Here is a 24548-nt window from a genome sequence, read left to right on the forward strand (position 1 = left end):
CGCCGACAAACCCGTCAGGCCCCCTCGGCCCCGACCAGCGACTCAAGCGGAACTGACGGGTCCGCCAGTGCGTCGCGATCCACCGGCGCCTTTGACCTGATCAGGGCCTGGATGTGCTCGGTGACGTCCCACACGTTCACGTTCATCCCGGCCAGCACCCGGCCCTCCGAGAGCCAGAAGGCGATGAACTCCCGCTTGCCCACGTCGCCGCGGATCAGCACCTGGTCGTAGCCGCCGGGCGGCGCGTACCCCGAGTACTCCAGACCCACGTCGTACTGGTCGGAGAAGAAGTACGGGACCCTGTCGTAGGAGACCTCCCGGCCCAGCATCGCCCGCGCGGCGGCCGGCCCGCCGTTGAGGGCGTTGGCCCAGTGCTCCACGCGCAGCCGGGTCCCGAGCGCCGGGTGGTGGGCGGCGGCGACGTCCCCGGCCGCGTAGACGTCCGGGTCGGACGTGCGCAGCGACGCGTCCACGGCGATCCCGCCGCCGTGCTCCCGGTCGACCAGCGCCAGCCCGGCCGTCTCGGCGAGCGCGGTGCGCGGCGCGGCCCCGATCGCGGCGAGCACCGCGTGCGCGGGGTGCTCCTCCCCGTCGTCCGTACGGGCGGCCAGCACCATGCCGTCGTGACCCACGATCTCGGTCAGCCGGGCCCCGAAGTGGAAGCGCACCCCGTGCTCGGCGTGCAGGTCGCCGAAGAGCCGGCCGATCTCCGGGCCGAGCACCGTGTGCAGCGGCGTGGCCTCCGGTTCGACCACGGTCACCTCGGCGCCGTACCCGCGGGCCGCGGCGGCGACCTCCAGGCCAATCCACCCGGCGCCCGCGATCAGCAGGTGGCCGTTGTCCCGGCCGAGTCCGGCCAGGACGCCCTTGAGCCGCTCGGCGTGCGCGAGGCGGCGCAGGTGGTGCACCCCCGCCAGTCCGGTGCCGGGGACGTCCAGGCGGCGCGGCTCGGCGCCGGTGGCCAGCAGCAGCTTGTCGTAGTGCAGGGCCGTACCGTCCCCCAGGACCACCTTCTTGGCCTCCCGGTCGAGGTGCACCGCGGGCTGCCCGAGGTGCAGTTCGACGTCGGAGGCCGCGTACCAGGAGGGCTCGTGGACGAAGACGCTCTCGCGCTCCTCCTTGCCCGTGAGGTATCCCTTGGAGAGCGGAGGCCGTTCGTACGGATGGTCGCGCTCGTCCCCGATGAGGATCACCCGCCCCGTGAACCCCTCCGACCTCAGCGCCTCGGCCGCCTTCGCCCCGGCCAGCCCCGCCCCGACGATGACGAACGTCCGGTGTGCGTCGACCACGTGATGCCTCCTCATAACCTCTCCGCCACATGCCACCACATGCGAGCGTCCCGCACTGAGCCTGCCGCGTGAAGGGGGAGTGGCTCGATCAGCTCACCCTTCGGCGCGTCGGGTGCGCCGCGTGAGACGCGCGTGCAGGGAACGGGCGGATGCGTCCGTCAGACACGCGATCTGGTCGATGACCGCCCGTTTCCTGGCCTTGTCGTCCGGGGCCGCGTCGAAGATCGCCCGGAACTGCGGGTCCAGGCCCTCGGGGGCGCGTGCGCTGAGCGCCTCCGCCAGTTCGGCCAGGACGACGCGCTGGTCGGCGCGGATCCGCTCCTGCTCGTCGCGCTGCATGACGTACAGGTCGGCGACCGCCTTGAGCACCGCGCACTCGTGGCGCGCCTCCCGCGGGACCACCAGCTCGGCGCCGTACCGGGTGAGGCGGCCCGAGCCGTACGCCTCCCGGGTGGCGCCCTCGGCGGCCAGGCAGAAACGGCCGATCAGCTGGCTCGTGGCGTCCTTCAGGCGGGCCTGGGCGACGGCCGACCCGTCGTACCCGTGCGGCCACCACTCCTGCTCCATCAGCCGGTCGAGAGCGGCCCGCAACTCCTCGGGCTCGGTGTCGGCGGGCACGTACCGGCCGATGGCGACCCGCCAGATCGCCGTGCGCTCCGGCTCGGCGAACAGCAGGTTGGGATCGAGGTGGCCGGCGTGCAGGCCGTCCTCGAAGTCGTGGACGCTGTACGCCACGTCGTCGGCCCAGTCCATGACCTGGGCCTCGAAGCACTTGCGGTCGGCGGGTGCGCCGCGCCGCAGCCACGCGAAGACCGGCAGGTCGTCCTCGTACGCGCCGAACTTGACCGAGCCGGGGTCGGTGGGGTGGTCCCCGCGGGCCCACGGGTACTTCGTCGCCGCGTCCAGGCAGGCCCGGGTGAGGTTCAGTCCGACGCTGACCAGCTCGCCGCTCGCCGGATCGGGCATGAACCGCTTGGGCTCCAGCCGGGTCAGCAGGCGCAGCGACTGTGCGTTGCCCTCGAAGCCGCCGCAGTCCTTGGCGAACTCGTTGAGCGCCTCCTCGCCGTTGTGGCCGAAGGGCGGATGGCCCATGTCGTGGGAGAGGCAGGCGGCTTCCACGAGGTCGGGATCGCAGCCCAGCGCGGCCCCCAGCTCCCGGCCGACCTGCGCGCACTCCAGTGAGTGCGTGAGGCGCGTACGGGGACTGGCGTCCCAGTCGTACGACCGGCTGCCGGGGGTGACGACCTGGGTCTTGCCGGCGAGGCGGCGCAGCGCGGCCGAGTGCAGCACACGGGCGCGGTCGCGCTGGAAGGCGGTCCGGCCGGGCCGTTTGTCGGGCTCGGCGGCCCAGCGCTCGGTGTCGGCTGCGTCGTAGAGGGCGTCGGGGTCGTCTGCGGGGCCGTACGGGGTGCCTTCCATGACAAGACGGTAACCGGAACGACTGACAGATCGGGATCAGGCGGAGACGAGTTCCGGCCGGGCCGGTCCGAGGGGCGCGGCCACGGGCTGAGCGGCGGCGCGGGCCAGGGCCTCGTCGTAGCGGTGCAGCACCAGCCGGGCCAGGGCCGGGTGGTCGCCCAGCGGAGCGGCCGCGAGGGCGGGCGCCGCGGCGGCGCACTGGGTGGCGAACCGGCCGTGGGCGGCGAAGTACGAGGCCACGGCGATCCGGTGGTGCCCGCGCGCGGCCAGGGCACGGACCGCCTCGGGGGTGCTCGGCGCGGCGGCCGAGGCGTAGGCCGGCACCACCGGGATCCCGCCGAGGCGTTCGGAGAGCAGCTCGGCGGTGCGGCGGGTGTCGGTCGCGGCGTCCGGGTCGCGGGAGCCGGCGGCGGCCAGGACGACGGCCGCGCCCGGGCCGGGGTCCGGGCTCCAGCCGGCCTCCAGGAGCCGCTCGTAGAGGGCCTCGACCAGCAGCGGATGCGGGCCGAGCGGGGCGGCGACGCGGGTGCGCAGGTGGGCCGCCCGCGCGGCGGCCGCGGGCAGGTCGCGCTTGACGTGGTAGCCCCGGCCGAGCAGCAGCGGGACGAGGACGGCCTCGCCGGTCAGCTCCCCGAGGACCTCGTCGAGGAGCGGCTCGTTCAACTCGATGTGGCCGAGGCGGACATCGAGCCGGGGGCGGAGTTCACGGACCCGTTCGAGGAGGGCGAGGGCGGTGTGCAGGGCGCGCGGGTCGCGGCTGCCGTGCGCGACGGCGACGAGGGTGGGCTGCATGGGCGGACTCCGGGTCGGCGCAGGCCGCTGAGCTGGGTGCCCAGCTGGATGGTGATGCGGCCGAGCAGCTCGGCGGCACTGTCGAAGGGGAAGGCGGGGGACTCGGGAGGGTGCACCGGCTCCGTCATGCACCGATCCTGCGCCCCGGAGGTTGCCGTCGTGTTGCGCCGGGGTGACGGGTGTTCTTTCCGGTTGCTCACAGCGCCGTCGGCACGGAATGTCGGGGGCTGCGGGGACCCGCACCGGCGCGGATCGGGCCGCCGGGCGAACCACACGGGCCCCACGAGCGTCCTGACCAGGGAAGCAGCAGCCGAGACACCAGGGGGACGGACGATGCGCGGAGCGCGCCTGCCGAGAGTCACGTGGAGCCGGGCGGCCGCGGCGCTGCGCAGCGTGCGGTGCCGGCGGCTCGCGGTGCAGGGCGTCATGGCGGGCTGCGTGCTGGCGCTGCTGCCCTCGGCGTGGATGCACGCGGCGGCCGCCGACCGGCTGCGGACCACCGCCGACGCGCCCGCCGCCGGGGTGGCGGTGGTGTTCGGGGCGGGCCTGTGGCGCGGGCAGCCCACCCCCTACCTCGCCGACCGGCTCGACGCCGCCGCCGAGCTGTACCGCACCGGCAAGGTCAAGGTCGTGCTGGTCACGGGGGACAACAGCCGCAGCGAGTACGACGAGCCCGACGCGATGCGCACGTACCTGACCGCGCACGGGGTGCCGGACGGCCGGATCGTCAGCGACTACGCCGGCTTCGACACCTGGGACTCCTGCGTACGGGCCAAGAAGATCTTCGGCGTCGAGCGGGCCGTCCTGGTCACGCAGGGCTTCCACATCCGCCGGGCCGTCGCCCTGTGCCAGGCGGCGGGCCTGGACTCCTACGGCGTCGGCGTGGCCGACGTGCACGACGCCACCTGGTACTACGGGGAGACCCGCGAGGTCTTCGCGGCGGGCAAGGCGGCCCTGGACGCGGCCTTCAAGCCCGCCCCCCGCTTCCTCGGCCCGAAGGAGCCGGGCGTGTCGCAGGCCCTGGCGGCCGCGGGCGGCTGACGGGCCCCCCCGGCCGTGCCCGCGGCGGCCCGGCGCCTGCCTCACCGCAGGCGGCGGGCGGCGCTGAGGTGGAGCACCCGGACTTGTAACGCGCCGCGGCGCCCCGCGTAACACCACCGACGCACGCTGGGGCGCATGCACCTCTCGGACTCCGCCACCGCCACGCACTGCCCGTACTGCGCGCTGCAGTGCGGCATGAACCTCCGTCCGGAGCCGGGCGGGGCGGGCGTGACGGTGGAGGAGCGCGCGGACTTCCCCGTGAACCGGGGTGCGTTGTGCGGCAAGGGCCGCACCGCCCCCGCCGTGCTCTCCTCCCGGGTGCGCCTGACGCAGCCGCTCGTCCGCACCCACGCCGGGCGGCTCGAACCGGCCACCTGGGAGGAGGCGCTCGACGCCGTCGCCGAGGGCCTCGCCCGGACGGGCCGCGCGTACGGACCGGACGCCGTCGGCGTCTTCGGCGGCGGCGGGCTCACCAACGAGAAGGCCTACGCGCTCGGCAAGTTCGCCCGCGTGGCGCTGCGCACCTCCCAGATCGACTACAACGGCCGCTTCTGCATGTCCTCGGCCGCCGCCGCGCACCAGCGGGCCTTCGGGCTCGACCGCGGCCTGCCCTTCCCGCTGGAGGACATCCCGCGCACCGGCTGCGTGATCCTCGTCGGCTCGAACCTGGCCGAGACCATGCCGCCCGCCCTGCGCTACCTCACCGAGCTCAAGGCCAACGGCGGCACCCTGATCGTCATCGACCCGCGCCGCACGCGCACGGCCGAGCAGGCCGATCTGCACCTGGCCCCCCGCCCGGGCACCGACCTCGCCCTCGCGCTGGGGCTGCTGCACCTGGTCGTCGCGGAGGGCCGTACGGACGAGGAGTTCATCGCCGGGCGTACCACAGGCTGGGAGGAGGCCCGGGCGGCCGCGATGGCCCACTGGCCCGAGCTGGTCGAGCGCATCACCGGCGTGCCGCTCCCCAGGCTCCGCGAGGCGGTGGCGATGTTCTGCGCCCCCGAAACCGCGATGGTCCTCACCGCCCGCGGCCCGGAGCAGCAGTCCAAGGGCACCGACACCGTCGGCGCCTGGATCAACCTGTGCCTGGCCACCGGCCGCGCCGGCCGGCCGCTCTCCGGCTACGGCTGCCTCACCGGGCAGGGCAACGGCCAGGGCGGCCGCGAGCACGGCCAGAAGGCCGACCAGCTCCCCGGCTACCGCAAGCTGACCGACCCTGCGGCCCGCGCGCACGTCGCCGGGGTCTGGGGCGTGGACCCCGACAGCCTGCCCGGGCCCGGCCGCAGCGCGTACGAACTCCTCGACGCCCTCGGTACGGACGTCCGCGCCCTGCTCCTCATGGGCTCCAACCCGGTGGTCTCGGCCCCCCGCGCCGCGCACGTCGAGGACCGCATCCGCTCCCTGGACTTCCTCGCGGTCGCCGACGTCGTCCTGTCCGAGACGGCGGCCCTCGCCGACGTGGTCCTCCCGGTCACCCAGTGGGCGGAGGAGACCGGCACCACCACCAACCTGGAAGGCAGGGTCCTGCTGCGCCGCCGGGCCCTGACCCCGCCGCCGGGCGTGCGCACCGACCTGTACGTGCTGCACGGACTCGCGGCCCGCCTCGGCGTCGAGAAGGGCTTCCCCACCGCCCCCGAGGAGGTCTTCGACGAGCTGCGCCGCGCCTCGGCGGGCGGCCCGGCCGACTACTCGGGCATCAGCTACGACCGCATCGAGGCCGAACAGGGCGTGTTCTGGCCCTGCCCGGACGGCTCGCCGGGCACGCCCCGCCTGTTCCTCGACCGGTTCGCCACCGACGACGGCCGGGCCCGCTTCGTCCCCGTCTCCCACCGCGACGCCGCCGAGGTCCCGGACGCCGACTACCCCCTCCTGCTCACCACGGGCCGCGTCGTCGCCCAGTACCAGTCGGGGGCCCAGACCCGCCGCGTGGACGAGCTCAACGCGGCCGCCCCCGGCCCCTTCGTGGAGCTGCACCCGCGCCTCGCCGCCCGCATCGGCGCCGTCGACGGCAGCCCCCTGGCGGTGACCTCCCGCCGCGGCCGCGCGGTGGCCCCGGCCCGCATCACGGACGCCATCCGCGCGGACACGGTCTTCATGCCCTTCCACTGGCCGGGCGAGGGCCGCGCCAACACGCTGACCAACCCGGCCCTCGACCCGGTCTCCCGGATGCCGGAGTTCAAGGTCTGCGCCGTCCGCGTCGAGCTGGTCTAGAGGAGCTCATCTCGGACATACGTCCGATCTGCATCGGGGTTCCCGCCAAGGGGTAACCATCCGGTCACGCACCGGACTCAGAAAGTGGGCGCACGACCCTCGTGGGGGTGATGTGCCGTACCCCACACTGAGGGCGGTGCCCCCGTCCTCGGAGCCCTGGAGGTCGCCCCCGTGCAGACCCGGACCCTGACCGTGAACGTGAGCGAGTCCTCGGAGGCCACGCCCGTGGACGAAGAGCCCGAGGTACTGGAGCTGATCGAACCAGTGCCCGCTGCGCGCAGGCGGAGCCCAGGGGACAGCGGGAGCGGAGCGGGTCCTTCCGCCGATCTGTTCCGGCAGTACCTCCGCGAGATAGGCAGGATCCCGCTGCTCACCGCCGTCGAGGAGGTCGACCTCGCGCGGCGCGTCGAAGCGGGTCTGTTCGCCGAGGAGAAGCTCGCCAGCACCCCCGATCTCGACTCGCAGCTCGCCGTTGACCTGGACAAGCTCGTCGTCATGGGGCGCATGGCCAAGCGCCGTCTCATCGAGTCGAACCTGCGGCTCGTCGTCTCCGTCGCGAAGCGGTACGTGGGCCGCGGGCTCACCATGCTCGACCTGGTGCAGGAGGGGAACCTCGGGCTCATCCGGGCCGTTGAGAAGTTCGACTACGCCCGCGGCTACAAGTTCTCCACCTACGCCACCTGGTGGATCCGCCAGGCCATGTCCCGGGCCCTCGCCGACCAGGCCCGGACCATCCGCGTCCCGGTGCACGTCGTCGAGCTGATCAACCGGGTCGTCCGCGTCCAGCGGCGCATGCTCCAGGAGCGCGGCTACGAGCCCACGGCCGAAGAGGTGGCCGCCCACCTGGAGTTGAGCCCCGAGCGGGTCCTCGAAGTGCTCCGTCTCGCCCAGGAGCCGGTCTCCCTGCACGCCCCGGTCGGCGAGGAGGACGACGTCGCGCTCGGTGACCTCATCGAGGACGGCGACGCCGCGTCCCCCGTGGAGTCCGCCGCCTTCTTCCTGCTGCGCGAACACCTGGAAGCCGTGCTGTCGACCCTCGGCGAGCGGGAACGCAAGGTCGTCCAGCTGCGCTACGGGCTCGCCGACGGCCGCCCCCGCACCCTGGAGGAGATCGGCCGCATCTTCGGCGTGACGCGCGAGCGGATACGCCAGATCGAGTCCAAGACCCTCAACAAGCTGCGCGACCACGCCTTCGCGGACCAGCTGCGGGGATATCTGGACTGACGGCGACGGGGACGGCGACGGGGACGGCGGCGAGGGCGCCCCGCGGGGCGCCCCCGGCCACCGCCCGCCGCGGTCCTAGTCGACCTCGACGACCGCCTGCGTGAACTGCGCCGCGTACAGCCGCGCGTACGCGCCGTCCGCCGCCAGCAGCTCCTCGTGCGTGCCCTGTTCCACGATCGAGCCGCTCTCCATCACCAGGATCACGTCCGCGTCGCGGATCGTGGAGAGCCGGTGCGCGATCACGAAGGACGTACGGCCGTGCGCGAGCCGCGCCATCGCCTTCTGGATGAGCACCTCGGTACGGGTGTCCACCGAGCTCGTCGCCTCGTCGAGCACCAGGATCACCGGGTCGGACAGGAACGCCCGGGCGATGGTGATCAGCTGCTTCTCACCCGCGCTGACGCCCGCGCCCTCGTCGTCCAGGACGGTGTCGTAGCCGTCCGGCAGGGTGCGGATGAAGCGGTCAGCGTGGGCCGCCCGCGCCGCCTCCTCGATCTCGGCGCGCGTGACCTCGCGCGCGGCGCCGTAGGCGATGTTGTCCGCGATGGTGCCGCCGAACAGCCAGGTGTCCTGGAGCACCATGCCGATGCCGCTGCGCAGTTCCTCGCGCGTCATCTTCGCGATGTCCACCCCGTCGAGGGCGATCTCCCCGCCGGTGACCTCGTAGAACCGCATGAGGAGATTGACGAGCGTGGTCTTGCCGGCGCCCGTCGGGCCGACGATCGCGACCGTGTGGCCCGGCTCGACCGTCAGCGAGAGGTTCTCGATGAGCGGCTTGTCCGGCTCGTAGCGGAAGGCCACCTTGTCGAAGGTGACCTGGCCGTGCAGCTCCTGCGGACGCTCCGGAACCTCGGCGTCCGGTTCCTGCTCCGCCGCGTCCAGCAGCTCGTAGACCCGCTCCGCCGAGGCGACGCCGGACTGCACGAGGTTCGCCATCGAGGCGACCTGCGACAGCGGCATCGAGAACTGCCGCGAATACTGGATGAAGGCCTGCACGTCACCGATCGACAGGGTGCCCGAGGCCACCCGCAGACCGCCGACGACCGCGACCAGCACGTAGTTGATGTTCGATATGAAGAACATCACCGGCTGCATGATGCCGCTGACCAACTGCGCCTTGAACGAGGCCCGGTACAGCGCCTCGTTCTGCTCGGCGAAGAGGGCCGCGGACTCCTTCTGCCGGCCGAAGACCTTCACCAGCGTGTGCCCCGAGTACATCTCCTCGATGTGGGCGTTCAGCGCACCGGTCGTCTTCCACTGCGCCACGAACTGCGGCTGCGACTTCTTGCCGATCTTCGCGGCCACGAAGACCGAGACCGGCACGGTCACCAGCGCGACCAGCGCCAGCAGCGGCGAGATCCAGAACATCATCGCGAGCACGCCGACGATGGTCAGCAGCGAGTTCAGCAACTGCCCCATCGTCTGCTGGAGCGTCTGCCCGATGTTGTCGATGTCGTTCGTGGCACGGCTGAGCACCTCGCCGCGCTTCTGCTGGTCGAAGTACGACAGCGGTAGCCGCGACAGCTTCGCCTGGAGCTCCTCGCGCATCCGGTACACGGTGTCGTTCATGACGTGGTTCGACAGCCGCGTCGCCACCAGCATGAGCAGACCCGCCAGGGTGAAGACCACCAGCGCCCACACCGCCACGACCCCGACCGCGCCGAAGTCGATGCCCCGGCCCGGGGTGAAGTCGGTGCCGGACAGCATGTCCGCCATCCCGCCCCGGCCCTCGGCCCGCATCCCGTCCAGCGCCTGCTGCTTGGTGAGGCCCTCCGGCATCTCCCGGCCCACGATCCCCGCGAACACCAGGTCGGTGGCCTCGCCGAGGATCTTCGGGCCGACGACGGCGCAGCCGACGCTGGCGACCACGGCCCCCACCATGCCCCACAGCTTCGCCCGGTCCTGCGCGAGCTGGCCCAGCAGCCGCTTGCCCGACCCCTTGAAGTCCATGGACCGCTGGACCGGTCCCACCATCATCCGTCCTCCGGGCCCGCTCATGCGGCCTCCGCCTCCGTCAGCTGGGAGAGCACGATCTCCCGGTAGGTCTCATTGCCGTCCATCAGCTCGTGATGGCGTCCCTCGCCCACGACCGCGCCCTCGTCCAGCACGATGATCCGGTCGGCGTCGCGGATCGTGGAGACCCGCTGGGCGACGATGACCACCGTCGCCTCCCGGGTCTCACGGGCGAGCGCCGCGCGCAACGCCGCGTCCGTCGCGTAGTCCAGGGCCGAGAAGGAGTCGTCGAAGAGGTAGATCTCCGGACGCTGTACGAGCGTGCGGGCGATGGCCAGGCGCTGGCGCTGGCCGCCGGAGACGTTCGTTCCGCCCTGGGTGACGGGCGCGTCGAGCCCGCCGTCCAGCGCGGAGACGAAGTCCTTGGCCTGGGCCACCTCCAGGGCGTGCCACAGCTCCTCGTCGCTCGCGTCCGGGCGTCCGTAGCGCAGATTGGAAGCGACCGTCCCGGAGAAGAGGTACGGCTTCTGGGGGACCATGCCGACCGTCCTGGCCAGCAGCTCCGGGTCGAGCCGGCGGACGTCCACCCCGTCGACGAGGACGCGTCCGCCGGTCGCGTCGATCAGCCGGGGGACCAGGCTCAGCAGCGTGGACTTGCCGCTGCCGGTGGAGCCGATCACCGCGGTGGTCTCGCCGGGACGGGCCGTCAGGCTCACGCCGCGCAGCACCGGGGCCTCGGCGCCCGGATAGCGGAAGTCGGCGCCGCGCAGCTCCAGCAGCCCGCGGCTGGCCAGTTCGCGGACCGGGTCGGTGGGCGGGACCACGCTGGAGCGGGTGTCCAGGACCTCCTGGATGCGCTCCGCGCAGACCTCGGCGCGCGGCACCATCATGAACATGAAGGTGGCCATCATCACGGCCATGACGATCTGCATCAGGTAGGCGAGGAAGGCCGTCAGCTGGCCGATCTCCATGCCGCCGCTGTCGACGCGCATCGCGCCGAACCAGATGACGGCGACGCTGGAGATGTTCACGACCACGATGACGGTGGGGAACATCAGGGCGAGGAACTTGCCGGCGAGCAGCGAGACGCCGGTGAGGTCGGCGTTGGCGTCGCGGAAACGGTCCTTCTCGTAGTCGTCGCGGATGAAGGCGCGGATCACCCGGTTGCCGGTGATCTGCTCGCGCAGCACCCGGTTCACGGTGTCCAGGCGGTCCTGCATCTGACGGAACAGCGGCCGCGTCCTGAAGACGATCGCGCCGACCGAGAGGCCCAGCACGGGCACCACGGCGAGCAGGACGCCGGACAGCCGCACGTCGAGCGAGAGCGCCATGGCGATGCCGCCGACGCACATGATCGGCGCCGACACCATCAGGGTGAAGGTCATCAGCACCAGCATCTGGACCTGCTGGACGTCGTTCGTCGTACGGGTGATCAGCGACGGGGCGCCGAACTGGCCGAGCTCCCGTGCGGAGAAGCTCTGCACCCGGTCGAAGACGGCGGCGCGGACGTCCCGGCCGAAGGCCGCCGCCGTGCGGGCGCCGTAGTAGACGGCGCCGGCGTTGCAGACGAGCTGGACGAGCGAGACGCCGAGCATCAGCGCGCCGAAGCGCAGGATGTAGCCGGTGTCGCCGTTGACCACACCGGTGTCGATGATGTCGGCGTTGAGGGTGGGCAGATAGAGGCTCGCGCTGGTCTGCAGCAGTTGCAGCAGGACCAGCACGGCGATCGGTTTCCGGTACGTCCCCAGATGGGTCCGCAGAAGTCGTATGAGCACGCGCAGGCTCCGGTCGGCAAGATCGAGGGGTTCCCCCCATCTTGGGCCAACCGGGGGTCCGATCCCCAGCGGATTTCCTAAAAGCCGGTCAAAAGGACTAGGCCGTGCCGGGATCCCCAGGACCTCCGGCGGGAGCTGCGAGCGGGAGTCCTAGAACGCCCCGGGGTGGAGCTCCTCCCGCGTCGCCACGTACTGCTGGCGCACCGCATGCCACGCCGGGAGCTCCTCGCCCGGCTCGAACACCTGAGCCGCGGGGGTGGGCCACAGCGGCGGGGTGTGCGGGGACAGCGTGCCCTGCGCCACACCGAGCGCCCAGGCCGCCTGGCGCGCCGCGCCCAGCGCCGCGTAGTCGGCCGGCGCCGGCACGACGACCTGCGTCCCGAACAGCCCCGGCGCCGCCGCCTGTACGGCGGGCAGCTCGGCCGCCGCGCCCAGCAGGAACACCCGCCGGATCTCGACCCCGCGCGAGCGCAGCACGTCCAGCGCGTCCACCAGCCCGCACAGCATGCCCTCGAAGGCGGCCCGGGCCAGGTGCTCCGGCTTCATCGAGTCCCGGCGCAGCCCGGACAGCGTCCCGGCGGCGTGCGGCAGGTTCGGCGTCCGCTCACCCTCCAGGTACGGCAGGAGTACGAGGCCGTGCGCGCCCGGCGTCGACTTCAGCGCGAGCTCGGACAGCCCCTCCAGATCGGTGCCGAGCAGCTCGGCGGTGCCGCGCAGGGCCCGTACGGCGTTGGAGGTGTTCACCACGGGCAGGTGCATGCCGGTGGCGTCGGCCAGGGAGGTGATCAGCCCGCCCGGCTCCGACAGCGCCTCGTGGTGCACCGCCATCACCGAGCCGGAGGCGCCGAGCGAGACCACGGCGTCGCCGGGGCCCAGCCCCAGCCCGAGCGCCGCGGCCATCGTCTCGCCCGTTCCGGCGGAGATCAGCAGCCCCTCGGGCGTGGTCCCGGCGGCGTCGGCCGGGCCGAGCACCTCGGGCAGCAGCGCCTGGTGGCCGAGCGCCCGCTCGACGAGGTCGGGCCGCCAGGAGCCGGAGGCCGCCGACCAGTAGCCCGTGCCGGAGGCGCCGCCGCGGTCGGTGGTCCGCCGGACCGGCCGGCCCAGCAGCTGCCAGACCAGCCAGTCGTGGGGGGACATCAGCACGGCCACCCGGCGGGCCGCCTCGGGCTCGGTGCGGGCCAGCCACGCCAGCTTCGCGATGGGCTGTGCGGCGTGCGGGACGCCGCCGACGGCCTCGGTCCAGGCGTGGCGGCCGCCGAGCGAGTCGATCAGCTCGGCCGCGGCGGCCTGGCCGCGCTTGTCGTTGCCGACCAGGGCGGGGCGGACCAGAGCGCCCTGCGCGTCCAGCGCCAGCAGGCCGTGCTGCTGCGCGGAGACCCCGATCGCCTGGACCCCTTCGAGGATCCCGCCGCCGGCCGCCTCGCCGAGCGAGAGCAGCCAGGCCTGCGGATCGGTCTCGTGGGGGCTGGCGCCGTCGGGTTCTCCCGTGGGCTGCGGATGGGGGGCGTACCCCTGGCGCAGCACGGCACCGGTCTCGGTGTCGCAGACGATGATGCGTGTGAAGGCGGAAGAGCTGTCCAGCCCGGCGACTATCCCCATGCGGTGAATTCTGCCGCACGCACGGCCGGTCCTGACCTCTCCGCGGTCCCCGGAACCTCACAGATCCCGGGAACCACGGCGTACCCCGGGCACACCCAGGGGTGTGCCCGGGGGACTGTTAGGTGTTGCTGGTGCCCCAGTCGTCCTCGGCGCCGCCGCCCGCCCGGTCGCGCAGCGCCCGTACCCGCCCGGCCAGGGCCTGCGGGACGGCGTCGCCGACCTTGTCGCTCACCGCGGCGAAGGCCTTCCCGGCGAACTGGCGCCCGGTCTGGCCCGCGCTCTCGGCGGCGTTGCGCACCGCGGGGTTCTTCGAGATCTCCCGCGCGGACTTCTTCAGCTGTTCGTAGCGCTCGCGCCCGGCCCGGCTCCCGAGCACGTACCCGAGGGTCAGTCCGACCACGAACGTGACCTTGTACCGCATGCCTGTCACCCTTCGTCGTGTGGTGCCCGGCCTGCTGTCGATACCGATTGGCGGAGCACCCCCCTGCTTGCGCTAATCTATGACTCGCAGCGGGCGCTCGCCCCCCGGCCAGGCCGGAGGTGGGCCGTTCGATGCACCGCAGCAATCCCCTGTAGCTCAATTGGCAGAGCAGCCGGCTGTTAACCGGCAGGTTACTGGTTCGAGTCCAGTCGGGGGAGCGCGGTCCCCTGTAGCTCAATTGGCAGAGCATTCGGCTGTTAACCGGAGGGTTGCTGGTTCGAGTCCAGCCGGGGGAGCAAGGAAGAAGAAGAGGGCCCCCGAGGGGTCCTCTTCTTTTCTTTGCCGCCCGTCCGGGAACCGGGCAGGCCTCGGCGCGGTCTCTCTGAACAGGCGAAGCCGATCATGCGAGGCATCCGAGGCAGGAGATCGTATGAGCGGCTATGCTGCGGCAGACGGCGCGCACAGGTGTACGCGCCACGCCGTGAAGGGGCGGTAGCTCAGCCGGTTAGAGCAGCGGACTCATAATCCGTCGGCCGTGGGTTCGAGTCCCACCCGCCCCACGGTTCGCCCGTGCCTGCAGGAAGGTTTTTCCTCCGGGCGCGGGCTTTTTGCTGTCGGGCCGAGCCCTGCCCCCTCGTGCCCCGGGCTCTTCGATGGGTCCGGCTCAGCCGGCCCCTACGGGCAGCAGACCGAGCCGCTGCTCCAGTCGGGCGGGCAGGGGCAGCAGCCGGACGCCCTCCTGCTCGTTCGGGTCCGTCCGCGCGACCAGGCAGACCATGTCCTCGGCGCCGCTGTTCACCGGCAAGTGGGGGGTGTCTGCGGGGATGTAGATGTAGTCACCCGCACGCAGCACCGTGTGCTCGGCCAAGTCCTCGCCGTGCCACACCTCGATCTGCCCGGACTGGATGAAGATGGCCGACTCGTGCCCCTCGTGCAGGTGCGGGCGGCCCCGGGTACCCGCCGGCATCACCAGGCGATGGAGGCACAGCCGCTCGGCTCCGGCCGACTGCGCGCTGACACCCGTACCGAAGGTGCCGCCCTGAAGCCCCTCGTATTGTCCGGTTCGGACTACCTTGCACTGCTTCTGATCTGTCACGCGCGCAGTACATCAGCCCGCCCGCGGCGGCCGATCGGTTCACGCCACGCCCTTCACCGGGGCTTCCGGTACCGCGCTCGCATTGACCCCCGGCGAGCGCCTCAACCAGAGGAGACCTTCCTCGCCCGGAACGGTGAAACGTGTGTCCCCGGAGGGCCCCGCTACCGAAACGCCCCTCCCGGCCCCTTCGGGGCGAGGCCGGCGCCCGGCCGGTGAACACCGGCCGGGCGTCGGCGTACGTGCCTGCAGGGCTGCCCTCCCGCGGCTGGCGCCGGGTCAGAAGTCCTCCGTTTCGTCCGTGAGGTGGCGCAGGACGTCCGTCAGGTCCTGGCGGCGGGCGTAGACCATGCGTTGACGGTGGGCGCCCGAGCCGTCGCGCAGGAGGCCGCCCAGGGTCTTCGCCGCGTGGTCGAGGTCGCCGGAGGCGGCCAGTTCCGGGGCGACCAGGTCCAGCAGGGCCTCCGCGAGGTCGGCCGCCGGGAGTTCGGCGCCCGTGTACGGGTCGAGGCCGAAGCCCTCCAGGCCGTCGTGGGCCGCCCGCCAGCGCGCGAGGCGCAGGACGTCGTCCCGTACCGGGGGATCGGGGCGCTGCTCGGCGATCTCCCGCAGGGCCGTGGTCACCAGGGCTCGGGCCAGTTCGGCCTGCAGGATCGCCGAGTCGATGTCCGGGGACATGTCGGGCGCCCGGATTTCGAGCGTCGGCCAGTGCCCGGACGGGCGCAGGTCCCAATAGACCATCTTGGTGTCCAGGGCCGCCCCGGAGCCGAGCAGGGTCTGCACCGAGCGCCGGAAGTGGGCCGTGGACGTGAAGTGCGGGGGCAGCCCCGCCGAGGGCCAGCCGGACCAGGCCATCGCCCGCCAGCTCGCGTGACCCGTGTCACGGCCGCCCCAGAACGGCGAGTTGGCGGCCAGCGCGATCAGGGTGGGCAGCCAGGGTCTGATCCGGTTGGACACGGCCACCGCGGTGTCCACGTCGAGCGTGCCGATGTGGATGTGGCGGCCGCAGCTGACGAGCGTGTCCGTGAGCGCGCCGAAGCGGCGGTGCTGCTCGCGCTGGCGCGGTTCGTCGTCGGTCAGGTGCAGCGGCGCCTCCACGGGAAGGACCGGCGAGGGCGCGGCGAGCAGCCGGCAGCCGTGCGCACGGGCCGCCCGGCCGAGGGTGCGCCGCAGGGCCGCCAGTTCCGTGCGCAGCGAAGCCGCCGAGTGGGCGATCGGGGTGGAGATCTCCACCTGGTAGCGGGTGCCCTCGGGGTGGATCTCGCCGGGCAGTCCGCCGGCCGTGGCGAGGACGAGCGGGGCGGCGGGGACCACCCGGAAGGTGCGGGAGTCGACGAGCAGGAACTCCTCCTCGACGCCGACGGTGAGGGGGACGGTGGAGCGCACCGCGTTCTGCCCGGTGCTGGTGCTCGTGGTGCCTTTGCCAGGTTCGATCACTACGCCTCCCTGGACATACGAGTCTTTTCATCATGAGCTGAACAGGAGGTGAGGAGCGCACGCCGATTCAGTCAAATGTCAGGTGACGGTGGCGAGTTACCGGCAAGCAACCGCCCGCGGCGGGGTCCCGGGGCCGGACGGGGCGACTGGGACCGCAGAGCGGAACGGCGGAAAAATGCCCGGGGGCGGCGGACGGCCGACGGTTATCATCCGCTGTGACCCGGACGACCGCACCCACCCGCCCCCGCCGTCGCATATTCGCCGACCTCACCCCCCTGCGCACGTCCCACGACTACCGGCGCCTGTGGGTCGGCGGGACCATCTCCTGGATCGGCCAGGCGATGACCACCCTCGCGATCTCGCTCCAGGTCTACGACATCACCGGCTCCAGCTTCTCCGTCGGGCTCGTCGGCCTCTTCTCCCTCGTCCCGCTCGTCGTCTTCGGGCTCTACGGCGGGGCCATCGCCGACACCGTGGACCGGCGCACGCTCGGCCTCTACAGCTCGCTGGGCGCCGCCGGGCTCTCGGTCGCGCTGGCCGCCGCCGCGCTGCTCGACTACCACCGGGTCTGGTTCCTCTACTCCGTCGTCGCGCTCCAGGCGGTCTGCGGGGCGCTCACCGGACCGGCGCGCTCCGCCATGATCCCGAGGCTGCTGCCGGCCGAACAGCTGCCCGCCGCCAACGCGCTGAACTCCGTGACCATGACCTCCGGGGCGACGGTCGGCCCCATGCTGGGCGGGCTGATCGTCGGCTGGTGGGGCTACCAGGCGGCGTACCTGATCGACGTGCTCACCTTCACCGCCGCGCTGTACGCGATGTGGCGGCTGCCGTCGATGAAGCCCGACCGCGCCGAGGGCACGCGGGGGAGGGCCTCGGTCGTCGACGGCCTGCGCTTCCTCGGGACCCGCCCCAACATCCGGATGACCTTCTTCTCCGACCTGGCCGCGATGGTGCTGGCGCAGCCGAAGGCCGTCTTCCCGGCGGTGGCCGTGCTCTGGTTCGACGGCGACGCGAAGACCGTCGGCCTGCTGGTGTCCGCGATCGCCGCCGGGGCGCTGCTGGGCGGGCTGGTCTCCGGCTGGCAGGGGCGGGTGCGCCGGCACGGGCTGGCGATCCTGATCTCCGTGGCCGCCTGGGGTCTGGCCATCGCCGTCTTCGGGGTCACGCGCAACCTCTGGCTCGGGCTGCTGTTCCTGGCCCTGGCAGGGTGGGCGGACACCGTCTCCATGGTGTTCCGCAGCACGATGATGCAGGCCGCCACCCCGGACGAGATGCGCGGCCGCCTCCAGGGCGTGTTCATCGTGGTCGTCGCGGGCGGGCCGCGGCTCGGGGACTTCTTCGCCGGGACCGTCGCCGACCTGACCTCCCCGACCGTGGCCGTCACGGGCGGCGGGCTGGCATGCGTGGCGGTGCTGGGGCTGCTCGCGCTCCGGTGGCGGGGCTTCGCCCGGTACGACGCGCGCTCCCCGCAGGCCTGATCACAGGGCCGTACGGAGAGCTGCGCCCGCGCCTCACCCGTCGGCGGGGCCGGAGCGTGGGGCGGGCGCCGAGGAAGGAACGATCCCTCGGGCCAGGCCCAGGGACACCAGGTCCTGGGGGCGGATGCGGAGCTGGTCGGCCGTCGCCGGGGCGGCCGACGGGGGGCGCTTGAGGATGGCCGCCGCCAGTTCGGGGGCGATCACCGAGAAGTAACTGTCGGGGGTGACCCAGGTGTTGCCCGGAGCCGCCAGCGCGAGCGCGCCGCCCGAGCCGCCCTCGCCGATGAGGAGGGTGGTTACGGGGACGGCGGCCGCGGCCACCGCGGCGAAGGTGTCGGCGATGGCGGCGCCCGCCCCGGCGTGTTCGGCGGCGGCGTCGTTGGCGGCGCCCGGGGTGTCCACCAGGGTGAGCACGGGGATGCCGAGCCGGTCGGCGAGGCGGATGACGCGGGCTGCCGTACGGTACCCAGCCGGGCGGGTGGCGGTGCCGCACTGGGCCGCGTACGCCACCGGCCGGCCCTCCCGCAGCCCGAAGCCGCACAGCATGCCCGGGTCGGTGCCGCCCGCGCGGTCCCCGGAGAGGGGCAGGCGGAGGTCGAAGTACGCGTCCAGGTACGCCTCGGCGTGCGGCCGGTCGGGGTGACGGGCCTGCCGGACGGCGTCCCATCCGGTGTGCGGCGGTGCTACGCCGGCCAGCGCGGCCGGGGGCTCGACCGGCCCGGCGGGGCGGGGCGCGGTCAGGACGCGGAGCCAGTCGGCCAGTGTCCCGGCGATGTCGGCCGGGGGGACGACGGCGTCCACGTGCCCGGCCGCGTACTGTCCCTCGGCGCAGTACGCCGCCGGGTCCGCGTCCACCGGGCGCACCCGGGACCCGGCGAAGCCGATCTGGGCGCCGGGGAGCGCGAGGACGACGTCGGCCCCGGCCCCCAGGGTCGCCCAGCCGCCGCCGGTGGTGGGATCGCGCAGGACGGCGAGCTGGGGGAGCCCCGCGGCCCGGGTCAGGACGCACTGGCGGGCCACGCGCTGGAGCTGGGTCAGCGCGAGCATGCCCTCCTGCATCCGGGAGCCGCCCGTGGCGATGAGGGAGATGAGGGGGAGGCGGTGCGCGCGGGCGTGGGCGTAGGCGGCTTCGAGCCGGTCGCCGGTGCGCTGGCCGAGGGACCCGCCGAGGAAGCCGAACTCGAAGGAGATCAGGGTGGCTTCGCGGCCGCCGATGCGGGCGGTGCCGGTGACGACGGACTCCTGCTCGCCGGTCCGCTCGGCGGCGCGGGCCCGGGAGTCGTCGTAGCCGGCCCAGGACAGGGGGCCGTCGGCCGGTGACTCCCGCCGGGGCGCGGGGAGTTCGGTGAAGCTGCCGGCGTCGGTCACGGACGCGAGGGCCGCACGGGCCGAGAGGCGGGTCGTCGTCACGAGGTCACCCTAAGGTCCCGGCCCCGCCCGCGCGACGGGCCGTCACGGCAACGGCAGGGCGATCTTGACGGCGTAGGCGGCGACCAGGCCGTAGCCGAGGCGGAAGGTCCAGACGCGGGCGGTGTCGGAGATGCGGGCGCCGACGAGGACGCCGATCACGACGAGGGTCTCCTGCCACAGGAGGGAGGCGCCGCCGACGCCGAGGAGGAAGGCGGCTCCGGCCGCGCCGGTCGTGAGGGTGGCGCCCTGGGCGGTGGTGAGGGCGGCGAAGTAGAGGGCGGTGGTGGGGTTGACGGCGGTGAGGCCGACGTACCGCGCGAAGGTGGTGGCCGGGCGGGCGGCGGGCTCCCGCGCCCCCGACACGGCGTGCTCTGCTGACGGGGTGGGGCGGCGGGCCCCGGTCAGGCCGTGGGCGGCGATGGCCAGGAGGATCGCCGCCGAGGCCAGGCGGACCCAGGCCTCCACCGGGGAGACGTGGGAGGCGACCCAGGGGCCGAGCGCGGTGGCGAGGGACGCGTAGCCGAGGTCGACCGTGGCGATGCCCGCGGCCGCGGCCACCGCCGCGCGACGGTCGCGCATCGCCTCCTGGAGCAGCAGCACGCTCATCGCACCCATCGGCATGGCCACGCCCAGACCCGCGACCGCGCCCGCCAGGGCCGGTGTCATCAGTTCGCTCATACGGCGAGGCTCGGCCCGTGCCCCCGGCGGATGCGCCCGCATATCGGGCCCGGCTGCGAGAATCGCGGTATGGACCGCCTCGACAGGGAAATCCTCGGCATCCTGCAGCAGGATGCGCGGATCTCGTACCGGGACCTCGGCGTCCGCGTCGGGCTCAGCGCCAACGCCACCGCCGACCGGGTGCGACGGATGCGCCGGGACGGGGTGATCCGCGCCTTCACCGTCGTGGTGGACCCCGCGGCCGACACCGCGGGCGGGCTCGTCGTCTTCATCGACCTCACGCTGCGGCAGGACACCACCAACGAGGAGTTCGAGCGGCAGGTCGCCAAGCTGCCCGGGATCACGGAAGTCGTGCACGTGACGGGCCAGTACGACTACCTCGTACGCGCCCGGGCCGCCGACCCCGCCGCCCTCGACGGGCTGCTGCGGCGGCTCAAGCTGGAGGCGGGCGTCGCACAGTCCAGCACGCGCATCGCCCTGCGCGCCGCCACCCGGGCGGCCCCGCGCTGACGGCGCCGCCCGCGCTGACGGCGCTGCCCGGTCCCCCGCGCGAGTTACAGTGCCGACTCCCACGTCACCGTCGTGCCCCGCGCCCCCGACGGCGTACGGCCGTCATCCGCCACCGTCAGGCGGACCCGGGACGGGAGCGCCTCCACCTCCACCTCGATCGCGGTGACCTCGGCGCGCCGGTGCGCCGCGGCCAGCGCGCCGCGCAGGGCGGACAGCAGGTTGCCGGCCACCGGCTCCGGGAGCAGGGCGTCCACCGGGCCCGCGAAGTGCACCGAGGGCTGGAAGCCGAACAGGACCGCCGCCCCGCCCGTCTCGCGCAGGACCCGGCCCCGGAAGGTCGTCGGGGCGTCGCTCGGCGGCTGCTGGAGGGCGAAGATGGCGGTGCGGACCTCCTGGATGGTGGAGTCCAGCTCGTCGACCGCGCGGGCCAGTTCCTCGCCCACCGGGTCCGCGACCGACGCGTTCGAGGAGCGCCGCCGGGTGCTCTCCAGCATCATCTCGGTGGCGAAGAGCCGCTGGACCACCAGGTCGTGGAGGTCCCGGGCGATGCGGTCGCGGTCCTCGTACACCGCGAGCTGCTCCCGGTCGTGCTGGGCGTCCGCCAGGACGAGGGCCAGCGCGGCCTGGGAGGCGAACTGCGAGGCGAGCAGCCGGTCCACCGCGTCGTACGGCGGGCCGCCGCGGGCGCGCGGCAGGGCCAGGGTGCCGATCAGCTGGCCGCCGCTCTGCAGCGGGAGCATCATGCTGGGTCCGAACCGCTCGCGGACGTGCGTGGTCATCCGGGGGTCCGTCGCCGAGTCCTCTATGAAGACGGGCTCGCCGCCGAGGAGTTGTTCCAGCACCGGGGAGCCGGGCGCGATCGCGGTCCCCACCAGGTCCCCGGGGTCCGCGTGCGTGGAGGCGGCCACGATCTCCATGCCGCCCGCGGGGGTCGGCTGGAGCACCACCCCGGCGGCGGCGTCCGCCAGCAGCCGGGCCCGTTCGGCCACGCACATCAGCGCGTCCGCCGCCGGGCGTCCGGCCAGCAGGGCCGTGGTCACGGCGGCCGCGCCCTCGATCCAGCGCTCCCGGCGGCGCGCGGTCTCGTAGAGCCGGGCGTTGCCGATCGCCATGCCCGCCTGCGAGGCCAGGACGCGGAGCAGGGCGAGGTCCTGGTCCGTGAAGGGACCGCCCCGCTTCTCGGTGAGGCAGAGGTTCCCGAAGACCTCGGTGTGCACCCGGATCGGGACGCCGATGCGGCCGGTGCCGTCGGGGAGCGGCGGGCGCGGATCGTCGGCGAGGGGGCCGAGGGGGCCGAGCAGGTCGCGGGAGCCGTCCGGCAGCCGGGGGATCGCCGCCCGCTGCGCCTCGGTCATTCCGGACGTGAACAGCTCGGTCAGCCGGCCGCGCTCGGGGTCGATGACCCCGAGCGCTCCGTACCGGGCGGAGCACAGCTCGGTCGCCGAGTCCACGAGGTGCTGGAGGGTGGCGCGCAGCTCCAGCTCGGAGCCGACGCCGAGCACCGCCTCCAGCAGGAGCGGCAGGCTGGCGGTCTCCAGCTCATCCGGCTTCCGTGCGCCGGGCTGCCGTGCGCCGGGCCGGCGCCCGGCGTCCGTCATTCGGCCAGTGGGTTGAGGACCATCGGGGCGATCTTCCCTTCGAGCATCGCGCCGAGACCCAGTACGGCGCACACGTCCGGCCGTTCCGCGATGGCGACGGGCATTCCGGTGGCGTCCCGCAGCATCTGGTCCAGGCCGGGCAGCAGGGCACTGCCGCCCACCATCATGATCCCCTTGTCCGTCAGGTCCGCGACCAGGTCCGGCGGGCAGTCCCGCAGCACCCTGCCGATGCCGTCGAGGACGGCGGTCAGCGGCGTGTGGATCGCGTCGCGTACCGCTGCGGTGTCCACGTGGACGGAACGGGCCAGTCCGGTGGCCACGTCGCGGCCGTGGATGAGCGTGGAGGCCGGTCCCTCGGGGGTGATGCCGTTGCCGTGCAGGGCCAGCTGAAGCGGCCGCACCGCCTGGCTCGGCAGCATCAGCTCGTGCGCGTGGCGCAGGTGCTGGACGACCGCGTGGTCGATGGCCTCGCCGCCTACCGGGATCCGCTGGGCGGTGACGATCGAACCGAGCGAGAGGACGGCGACCTGGGTCGCGGCGGCCCCGCACACCATGATCATCGTCGCGGTCGGCTGCTCCACGGGCAGGCCGCAGCCGACGGCCGCCGCGATCAGGGTGTCGACCAGTTCGACGCGGCGGGCGCCGAGCCCGACGAGGGTCTCCACGGTCGCCCGCTGGGCCAGCGGGTCCGCGTCGTGCGGGGTGCAGGCGGCGGCCCGCAGCCGGGGCTTGCGGCGCAGGGCCCGGCGTAGCTTCTCGCCGAGCAGGTGACGCAGCATCCGCTGGGCCATCTCGATGTCGACGACGGTGCCGCCGGAGACGGGGCGCACGACCCGGATGTAGTCGGGCGTGCGGCCGGTCATCCGTTCGGCGAAGGTCCCGACGGCGATGAGTGCACCGGTACGGGTGTTCACCGCGGCGACGCTGGGCTCGTCGACGACGAGGCCGGCGCCCTTGACGTACACGCGGGTCCTAGCCGCCCCCAAGTCGACGGCGACGTGGCAGCGGCGCAACTGCTCAAGACTGACGGTCACGGCAGATCCTCCCGAGAGCGCGGGCGCAAGAAGACCGGCGGAACTGCCGGTCGCTTTCATATCATCTCGGGTTTTTCGGACTTATCGCCCGTTGTGCTGCTCCGGCCGGGGGGTGGGGCGGGGCTGCATGGGGGTGGATTTCTGTACCGACAGGCAGCACCATGCCCGCACCACACGCACTACTCGCGCGTAACAAGGTAAAGGGGACCCGATGCTGACGACCCGCCAGGGGACGCTGGCGTTCCTGACGCTCTGCCTGGCCCTGCTCGCGCCCTTCCCGGCCCATGCCGCCGACCGGGTCGGCGCCGCCGCCTCCGGCCCGGCGGCCCCGCGCAATCCGGTGGTGCTCGTCCACGGTTACAACGCCGACCCCGGCGTCTGGGGAGCCCTGCGCGAGGACCTGCGCGCCGACGGGTACGACGACGCGCAGCTCTTCTCCTTCGGTTACGACACGCACCAGTCGGTCAACGAGGTCCTCTCCGGACGCCTCGCCGCCTACGTCGAGGACGTCCGCCGCCGGACCGGCGCCGCCCGGGTCGACGTCGTCTCGCACTCCTTCGGTTCGCTGGTCAGCCGCTGGTACGTCAAGTTCGGCGGCGGCGCGGCCACCGTGGACCACTGGGTCTCGCTGGCCGGGACCAACCACGGCACCTCCACCGCGTGGGCCTGCGCCCTGTGGGACCAGGCGTGCCGCGACATGACCCCCGGCTCGTACGTCACGAAGAACCTGAACGGCGGGGACGAGACCCCCGGCACGGTGAAGTACGCGACCTTCTGGTCCGGGTGCGACGAGGTGGTGAACCCGGACGACAGCGTCCCGCTGACCGGAGCCGCCAACACGCCGGTCGGCTGCCTCAAGCACAACGACCTGCTCGGCGACGACGGCACCTCGGCCGGCGTCCGCGCCTTCCTGGCCGCTTAGCGGGTGCCTGGTGAGCCAGGGCCGATCAGGCCGGATCGGGCGGGGTCAGACAGGATCGGGCCGGATCAGACCGGGCGGAGCGCGCCGTCGCTCCCGCCGGACGAGACCCGCTGGAGCAGGCCGTACGTGAACTCCGCGACGTACGGTCCGCCGCGTGCGGCGAAGGCCAGGCGCCAGCGGGTGGGCGCGGTGCCCTCCATCGGCCGCACCGGCGCGAAGGCCCGCGCCACCTCGTCCACCGTCGCCGACCAGGGCCGCAGGTCTTCCGGCGACTCCAGTACGGGCCCGGGCGCGCCCGGAGCCCGTACCAGCCACTCGTTCCACACCGCCCCGTCCGGCGCGGCCAGCACCTCGAAGCGCAGGTCCGGCCAGAGCGAGACCGGCCACAGCAGGGCCTCGCACTCCAGATCGCCGATCGTGCGGCGCTCGGAGGACTCCGGCGCGCCCAGCACCGAGCGGTACCGGGCCAGGGCGCCGCGGGAGCGGGGTGAGCGGACCATCGCTTGCCAGCGCTTGTTGGCCTCGCGCTGGTCCGCGAGCGAGGCGCCCAGCCGGCGGCGGGCCTCGTCGGCGAGCTCCGGCTGGAAGTCGGACATCCGCCGCAACAGCACCAACTGAAAGGCGTCCCGCCCGAAGAAAGTCATGGAGGAAACGATTCCACACA

General features: G+C 73.5%; 19 protein-coding genes, 3 tRNA genes and 1 pseudogene. 9 read left to right on the forward strand and 14 right to left on the reverse strand.

Going from position 1 to position 24548, the window contains the following annotated elements:
- Positions 1 to 14: 14 nt before the first annotated feature.
- The 3 genes and pseudogenes from ACF059_RS17160 to ACF059_RS17170 form a co-directional block, all read right to left on the reverse strand.
- Positions 15 to 1289 (reverse strand): NAD(P)/FAD-dependent oxidoreductase, encoded by a 1275-nt coding sequence (locus ACF059_RS17160; protein WP_392057544.1) that lies wholly within the window; start codon positions 1287 to 1289, stop codon positions 15 to 17.
- A 93-nt stretch (positions 1290 to 1382) separates the two neighbouring features.
- Positions 1383 to 2708 carry a deoxyguanosinetriphosphate triphosphohydrolase gene (locus ACF059_RS17165; RefSeq protein ID WP_392057547.1) on the reverse strand — a complete coding sequence of 442 codons (1326 nt, stop codon included), beginning with the start codon at positions 2706 to 2708 and terminating at the stop codon, positions 1383 to 1385.
- Positions 2709 to 2744: 36 nt separating this feature from the next.
- Positions 2745 to 3628, reverse strand: a pseudogene (locus ACF059_RS17170) (sirohydrochlorin chelatase).
- A 205-nt stretch (positions 3629 to 3833) separates the two neighbouring features.
- Between ACF059_RS17170 and ACF059_RS17175 the strand changes: the two are divergent.
- The 3 genes from ACF059_RS17175 to ACF059_RS17185 all read left to right on the forward strand — a co-directional run bounded on the left by ACF059_RS17175 (position 3834) and on the right by ACF059_RS17185 (position 7976).
- On the forward strand, positions 3834 to 4541 hold the full coding sequence (locus tag ACF059_RS17175; protein ID WP_392057550.1) for a vancomycin high temperature exclusion protein: 708 nt from the start codon (positions 3834 to 3836) through the stop codon (positions 4539 to 4541).
- Positions 4542 to 4676: 135 nt separating this feature from the next.
- Positions 4677 to 6752 carry a molybdopterin oxidoreductase family protein gene (locus tag ACF059_RS17180; RefSeq protein ID WP_392057553.1) on the forward strand — a complete coding sequence of 692 codons (2076 nt, stop codon included), beginning with the start codon at positions 4677 to 4679 and terminating at the stop codon, positions 6750 to 6752.
- 171 nt (positions 6753 to 6923) lie between these two features.
- On the forward strand, positions 6924 to 7976 hold the full coding sequence (locus ACF059_RS17185) for an RNA polymerase sigma factor (protein WP_392057556.1): 1053 nt from the start codon (positions 6924 to 6926) through the stop codon (positions 7974 to 7976).
- Between the two features lie 75 nt (positions 7977 to 8051).
- Here the strand turns inward: ACF059_RS17185 and ACF059_RS17190 are convergent, their stop codons facing one another.
- From ACF059_RS17190 to ACF059_RS17205, 4 genes are all read right to left on the reverse strand, one after another.
- On the reverse strand, positions 8052 to 9974 hold the full coding sequence (locus ACF059_RS17190) for an ABC transporter ATP-binding protein (protein WP_392057559.1): 1923 nt from the start codon (positions 9972 to 9974) through the stop codon (positions 8052 to 8054).
- A complete protein-coding gene (locus tag ACF059_RS17195) occupies positions 9971 to 11704 on the reverse strand; it encodes an ABC transporter ATP-binding protein (protein ID WP_392057562.1) in 1734 nt (577 codons plus the stop codon). Before ACF059_RS17195 ends, ACF059_RS17190 begins: the two co-directional genes overlap by 4 nt.
- 150 nt (positions 11705 to 11854) lie before the next feature.
- The gene (locus ACF059_RS17200) at positions 11855 to 13303 is read right to left on the reverse strand and encodes an FGGY family carbohydrate kinase (RefSeq protein WP_392057565.1); all 1449 of its coding nucleotides are present in this window, start codon (positions 13301 to 13303) and stop codon (positions 11855 to 11857) included.
- A gap of 118 nt (positions 13304 to 13421) precedes the next feature.
- Positions 13422 to 13724: a YtxH domain-containing protein gene (locus tag ACF059_RS17205; RefSeq protein WP_392057568.1), complete on the reverse strand. Its 303-nt coding sequence runs from the start codon at positions 13722 to 13724 to the stop codon at positions 13422 to 13424.
- A gap of 145 nt (positions 13725 to 13869) precedes the next feature.
- On the opposite strand from ACF059_RS17205, the gene ACF059_RS17210 reads away from it, so the two are divergent.
- The 3 genes from ACF059_RS17210 to ACF059_RS17220 all read left to right on the forward strand — a co-directional run bounded on the left by ACF059_RS17210 (position 13870) and on the right by ACF059_RS17220 (position 14284).
- Positions 13870 to 13942: transfer RNA gene (locus ACF059_RS17210), tRNA-Asn, on the forward strand.
- Between the two features lie 5 nt (positions 13943 to 13947).
- Positions 13948 to 14020 (forward strand) — tRNA-Asn (locus ACF059_RS17215).
- A 190-nt stretch (positions 14021 to 14210) separates the two neighbouring features.
- Positions 14211 to 14284 (forward strand) — tRNA-Ile (locus ACF059_RS17220).
- Between the two features lie 104 nt (positions 14285 to 14388).
- Here the strand turns inward: ACF059_RS17220 and ACF059_RS17225 are convergent.
- Together ACF059_RS17225 and ACF059_RS17230 are read right to left on the reverse strand one after the other, a co-directional pair.
- A complete protein-coding gene (locus ACF059_RS17225) occupies positions 14389 to 14820 on the reverse strand; it encodes a cupin domain-containing protein (protein WP_392057571.1) in 432 nt (143 codons plus the stop codon).
- A 276-nt stretch (positions 14821 to 15096) separates the two neighbouring features.
- Positions 15097 to 16254 carry a glutamate--cysteine ligase gene (locus ACF059_RS17230; protein WP_392057574.1) on the reverse strand — a complete coding sequence of 386 codons (1158 nt, stop codon included), beginning with the start codon at positions 16252 to 16254 and terminating at the stop codon, positions 15097 to 15099.
- Between the two features lie 215 nt (positions 16255 to 16469).
- Between ACF059_RS17230 and ACF059_RS17235 the strand changes: the two genes are divergently transcribed.
- Positions 16470 to 17732, forward strand: coding sequence for an MFS transporter (locus ACF059_RS17235; RefSeq protein WP_392057577.1), 1263 nt, complete (start codon positions 16470 to 16472; stop codon positions 17730 to 17732).
- Positions 17733 to 17765: 33 nt separating this feature from the next.
- Here the strand turns inward: ACF059_RS17235 and ACF059_RS17240 are convergent, their stop codons facing one another.
- Both ACF059_RS17240 and ACF059_RS17245 read right to left on the reverse strand, forming a co-directional pair.
- Entirely contained in the window at positions 17766 to 19142 is a 1377-nt protein-coding gene (locus tag ACF059_RS17240; protein ID WP_392057580.1) for a carboxyl transferase domain-containing protein, read from the reverse strand.
- 42 nt (positions 19143 to 19184) lie between these two features.
- Positions 19185 to 19820, reverse strand: coding sequence for a LysE family transporter (locus ACF059_RS17245; RefSeq protein ID WP_392057582.1), 636 nt, complete (start codon positions 19818 to 19820; stop codon positions 19185 to 19187).
- A 69-nt stretch (positions 19821 to 19889) separates the two neighbouring features.
- On the opposite strand from ACF059_RS17245, the gene ACF059_RS17250 reads away from it, so the two are divergent.
- Positions 19890 to 20330 carry an Lrp/AsnC family transcriptional regulator gene (locus ACF059_RS17250; RefSeq protein WP_392057585.1) on the forward strand — a complete coding sequence of 147 codons (441 nt, stop codon included), beginning with the start codon at positions 19890 to 19892 and terminating at the stop codon, positions 20328 to 20330.
- 44 nt (positions 20331 to 20374) lie between these two features.
- Here the strand turns inward: ACF059_RS17250 and ACF059_RS17255 are convergent, their stop codons facing one another.
- Together ACF059_RS17255 and ACF059_RS17260 are read right to left on the reverse strand one after the other, a co-directional pair.
- Positions 20375 to 21928: a GAF domain-containing protein gene (locus ACF059_RS17255; protein ID WP_392057588.1), complete on the reverse strand. Its 1554-nt coding sequence runs from the start codon at positions 21926 to 21928 to the stop codon at positions 20375 to 20377.
- The gene (locus ACF059_RS17260; protein ID WP_366868743.1) at positions 21925 to 22962 is read right to left on the reverse strand and encodes a rod shape-determining protein; all 1038 of its coding nucleotides are present in this window, start codon (positions 22960 to 22962) and stop codon (positions 21925 to 21927) included. Before ACF059_RS17260 ends, ACF059_RS17255 begins: the two co-directional genes overlap by 4 nt.
- Before the next feature lie 211 nt (positions 22963 to 23173).
- Between ACF059_RS17260 and ACF059_RS17265 the strand changes: the two genes are divergently transcribed.
- Positions 23174 to 23884, forward strand: coding sequence for an esterase/lipase family protein (locus ACF059_RS17265; protein WP_392057591.1), 711 nt, complete (start codon positions 23174 to 23176; stop codon positions 23882 to 23884).
- A 65-nt stretch (positions 23885 to 23949) separates the two neighbouring features.
- On the opposite strand, the gene ACF059_RS17270 is transcribed toward ACF059_RS17265, so the two are convergent.
- On the reverse strand, positions 23950 to 24528 hold the full coding sequence (locus tag ACF059_RS17270; RefSeq protein WP_392057594.1) for a hypothetical protein: 579 nt from the start codon (positions 24526 to 24528) through the stop codon (positions 23950 to 23952).
- Between the last annotated feature and the right edge of the window lie 20 nt (positions 24529 to 24548).

The organism is Streptomyces sp. NPDC016562 (genome assembly GCF_043076955.1).
Taxonomy (GTDB): Bacteria; Actinomycetota; Actinomycetes; order Streptomycetales; family Streptomycetaceae; genus Streptomyces.

Excerpts from the sequence above, each read along its gene's own strand:
- ACF059_RS17175 (WP_392057550.1), top strand. The coding sequence starts at position 3,834 with ATGCGCGGAGCGCGCCTGCCGAGAGTCACGTGGAGCCGGGCGGCCGCG.
- ACF059_RS17190 (WP_392057559.1), bottom strand. The coding sequence starts at position 9,974 with ATGAGCGGGCCCGGAGGACGGATGATGGTGGGACCGGTCCAGCGGTCC.
- ACF059_RS17245 (WP_392057582.1), bottom strand. The coding sequence starts at position 19,820 with ATGAGCGAACTGATGACACCGGCCCTGGCGGGCGCGGTCGCGGGTCTG.
- ACF059_RS17200 (WP_392057565.1), bottom strand. The coding sequence starts at position 13,303 with ATGGGGATAGTCGCCGGGCTGGACAGCTCTTCCGCCTTCACACGCATC.
- ACF059_RS17165 (WP_392057547.1), bottom strand. The coding sequence starts at position 2,708 with ATGGAAGGCACCCCGTACGGCCCCGCAGACGACCCCGACGCCCTCTAC.
- ACF059_RS17270 (WP_392057594.1), bottom strand. The coding sequence starts at position 24,528 with ATGACTTTCTTCGGGCGGGACGCCTTTCAGTTGGTGCTGTTGCGGCGG.
- ACF059_RS17205 (WP_392057568.1), bottom strand. The coding sequence starts at position 13,724 with ATGCGGTACAAGGTCACGTTCGTGGTCGGACTGACCCTCGGGTACGTG.
- ACF059_RS17250 (WP_392057585.1), top strand. The coding sequence starts at position 19,890 with ATGGACCGCCTCGACAGGGAAATCCTCGGCATCCTGCAGCAGGATGCG.
- ACF059_RS17180 (WP_392057553.1), top strand. The coding sequence starts at position 4,677 with ATGCACCTCTCGGACTCCGCCACCGCCACGCACTGCCCGTACTGCGCG.
- ACF059_RS17255 (WP_392057588.1), bottom strand. The coding sequence starts at position 21,928 with ATGACGGACGCCGGGCGCCGGCCCGGCGCACGGCAGCCCGGCGCACGG.
- ACF059_RS17265 (WP_392057591.1), top strand. The coding sequence starts at position 23,174 with ATGCTGACGACCCGCCAGGGGACGCTGGCGTTCCTGACGCTCTGCCTG.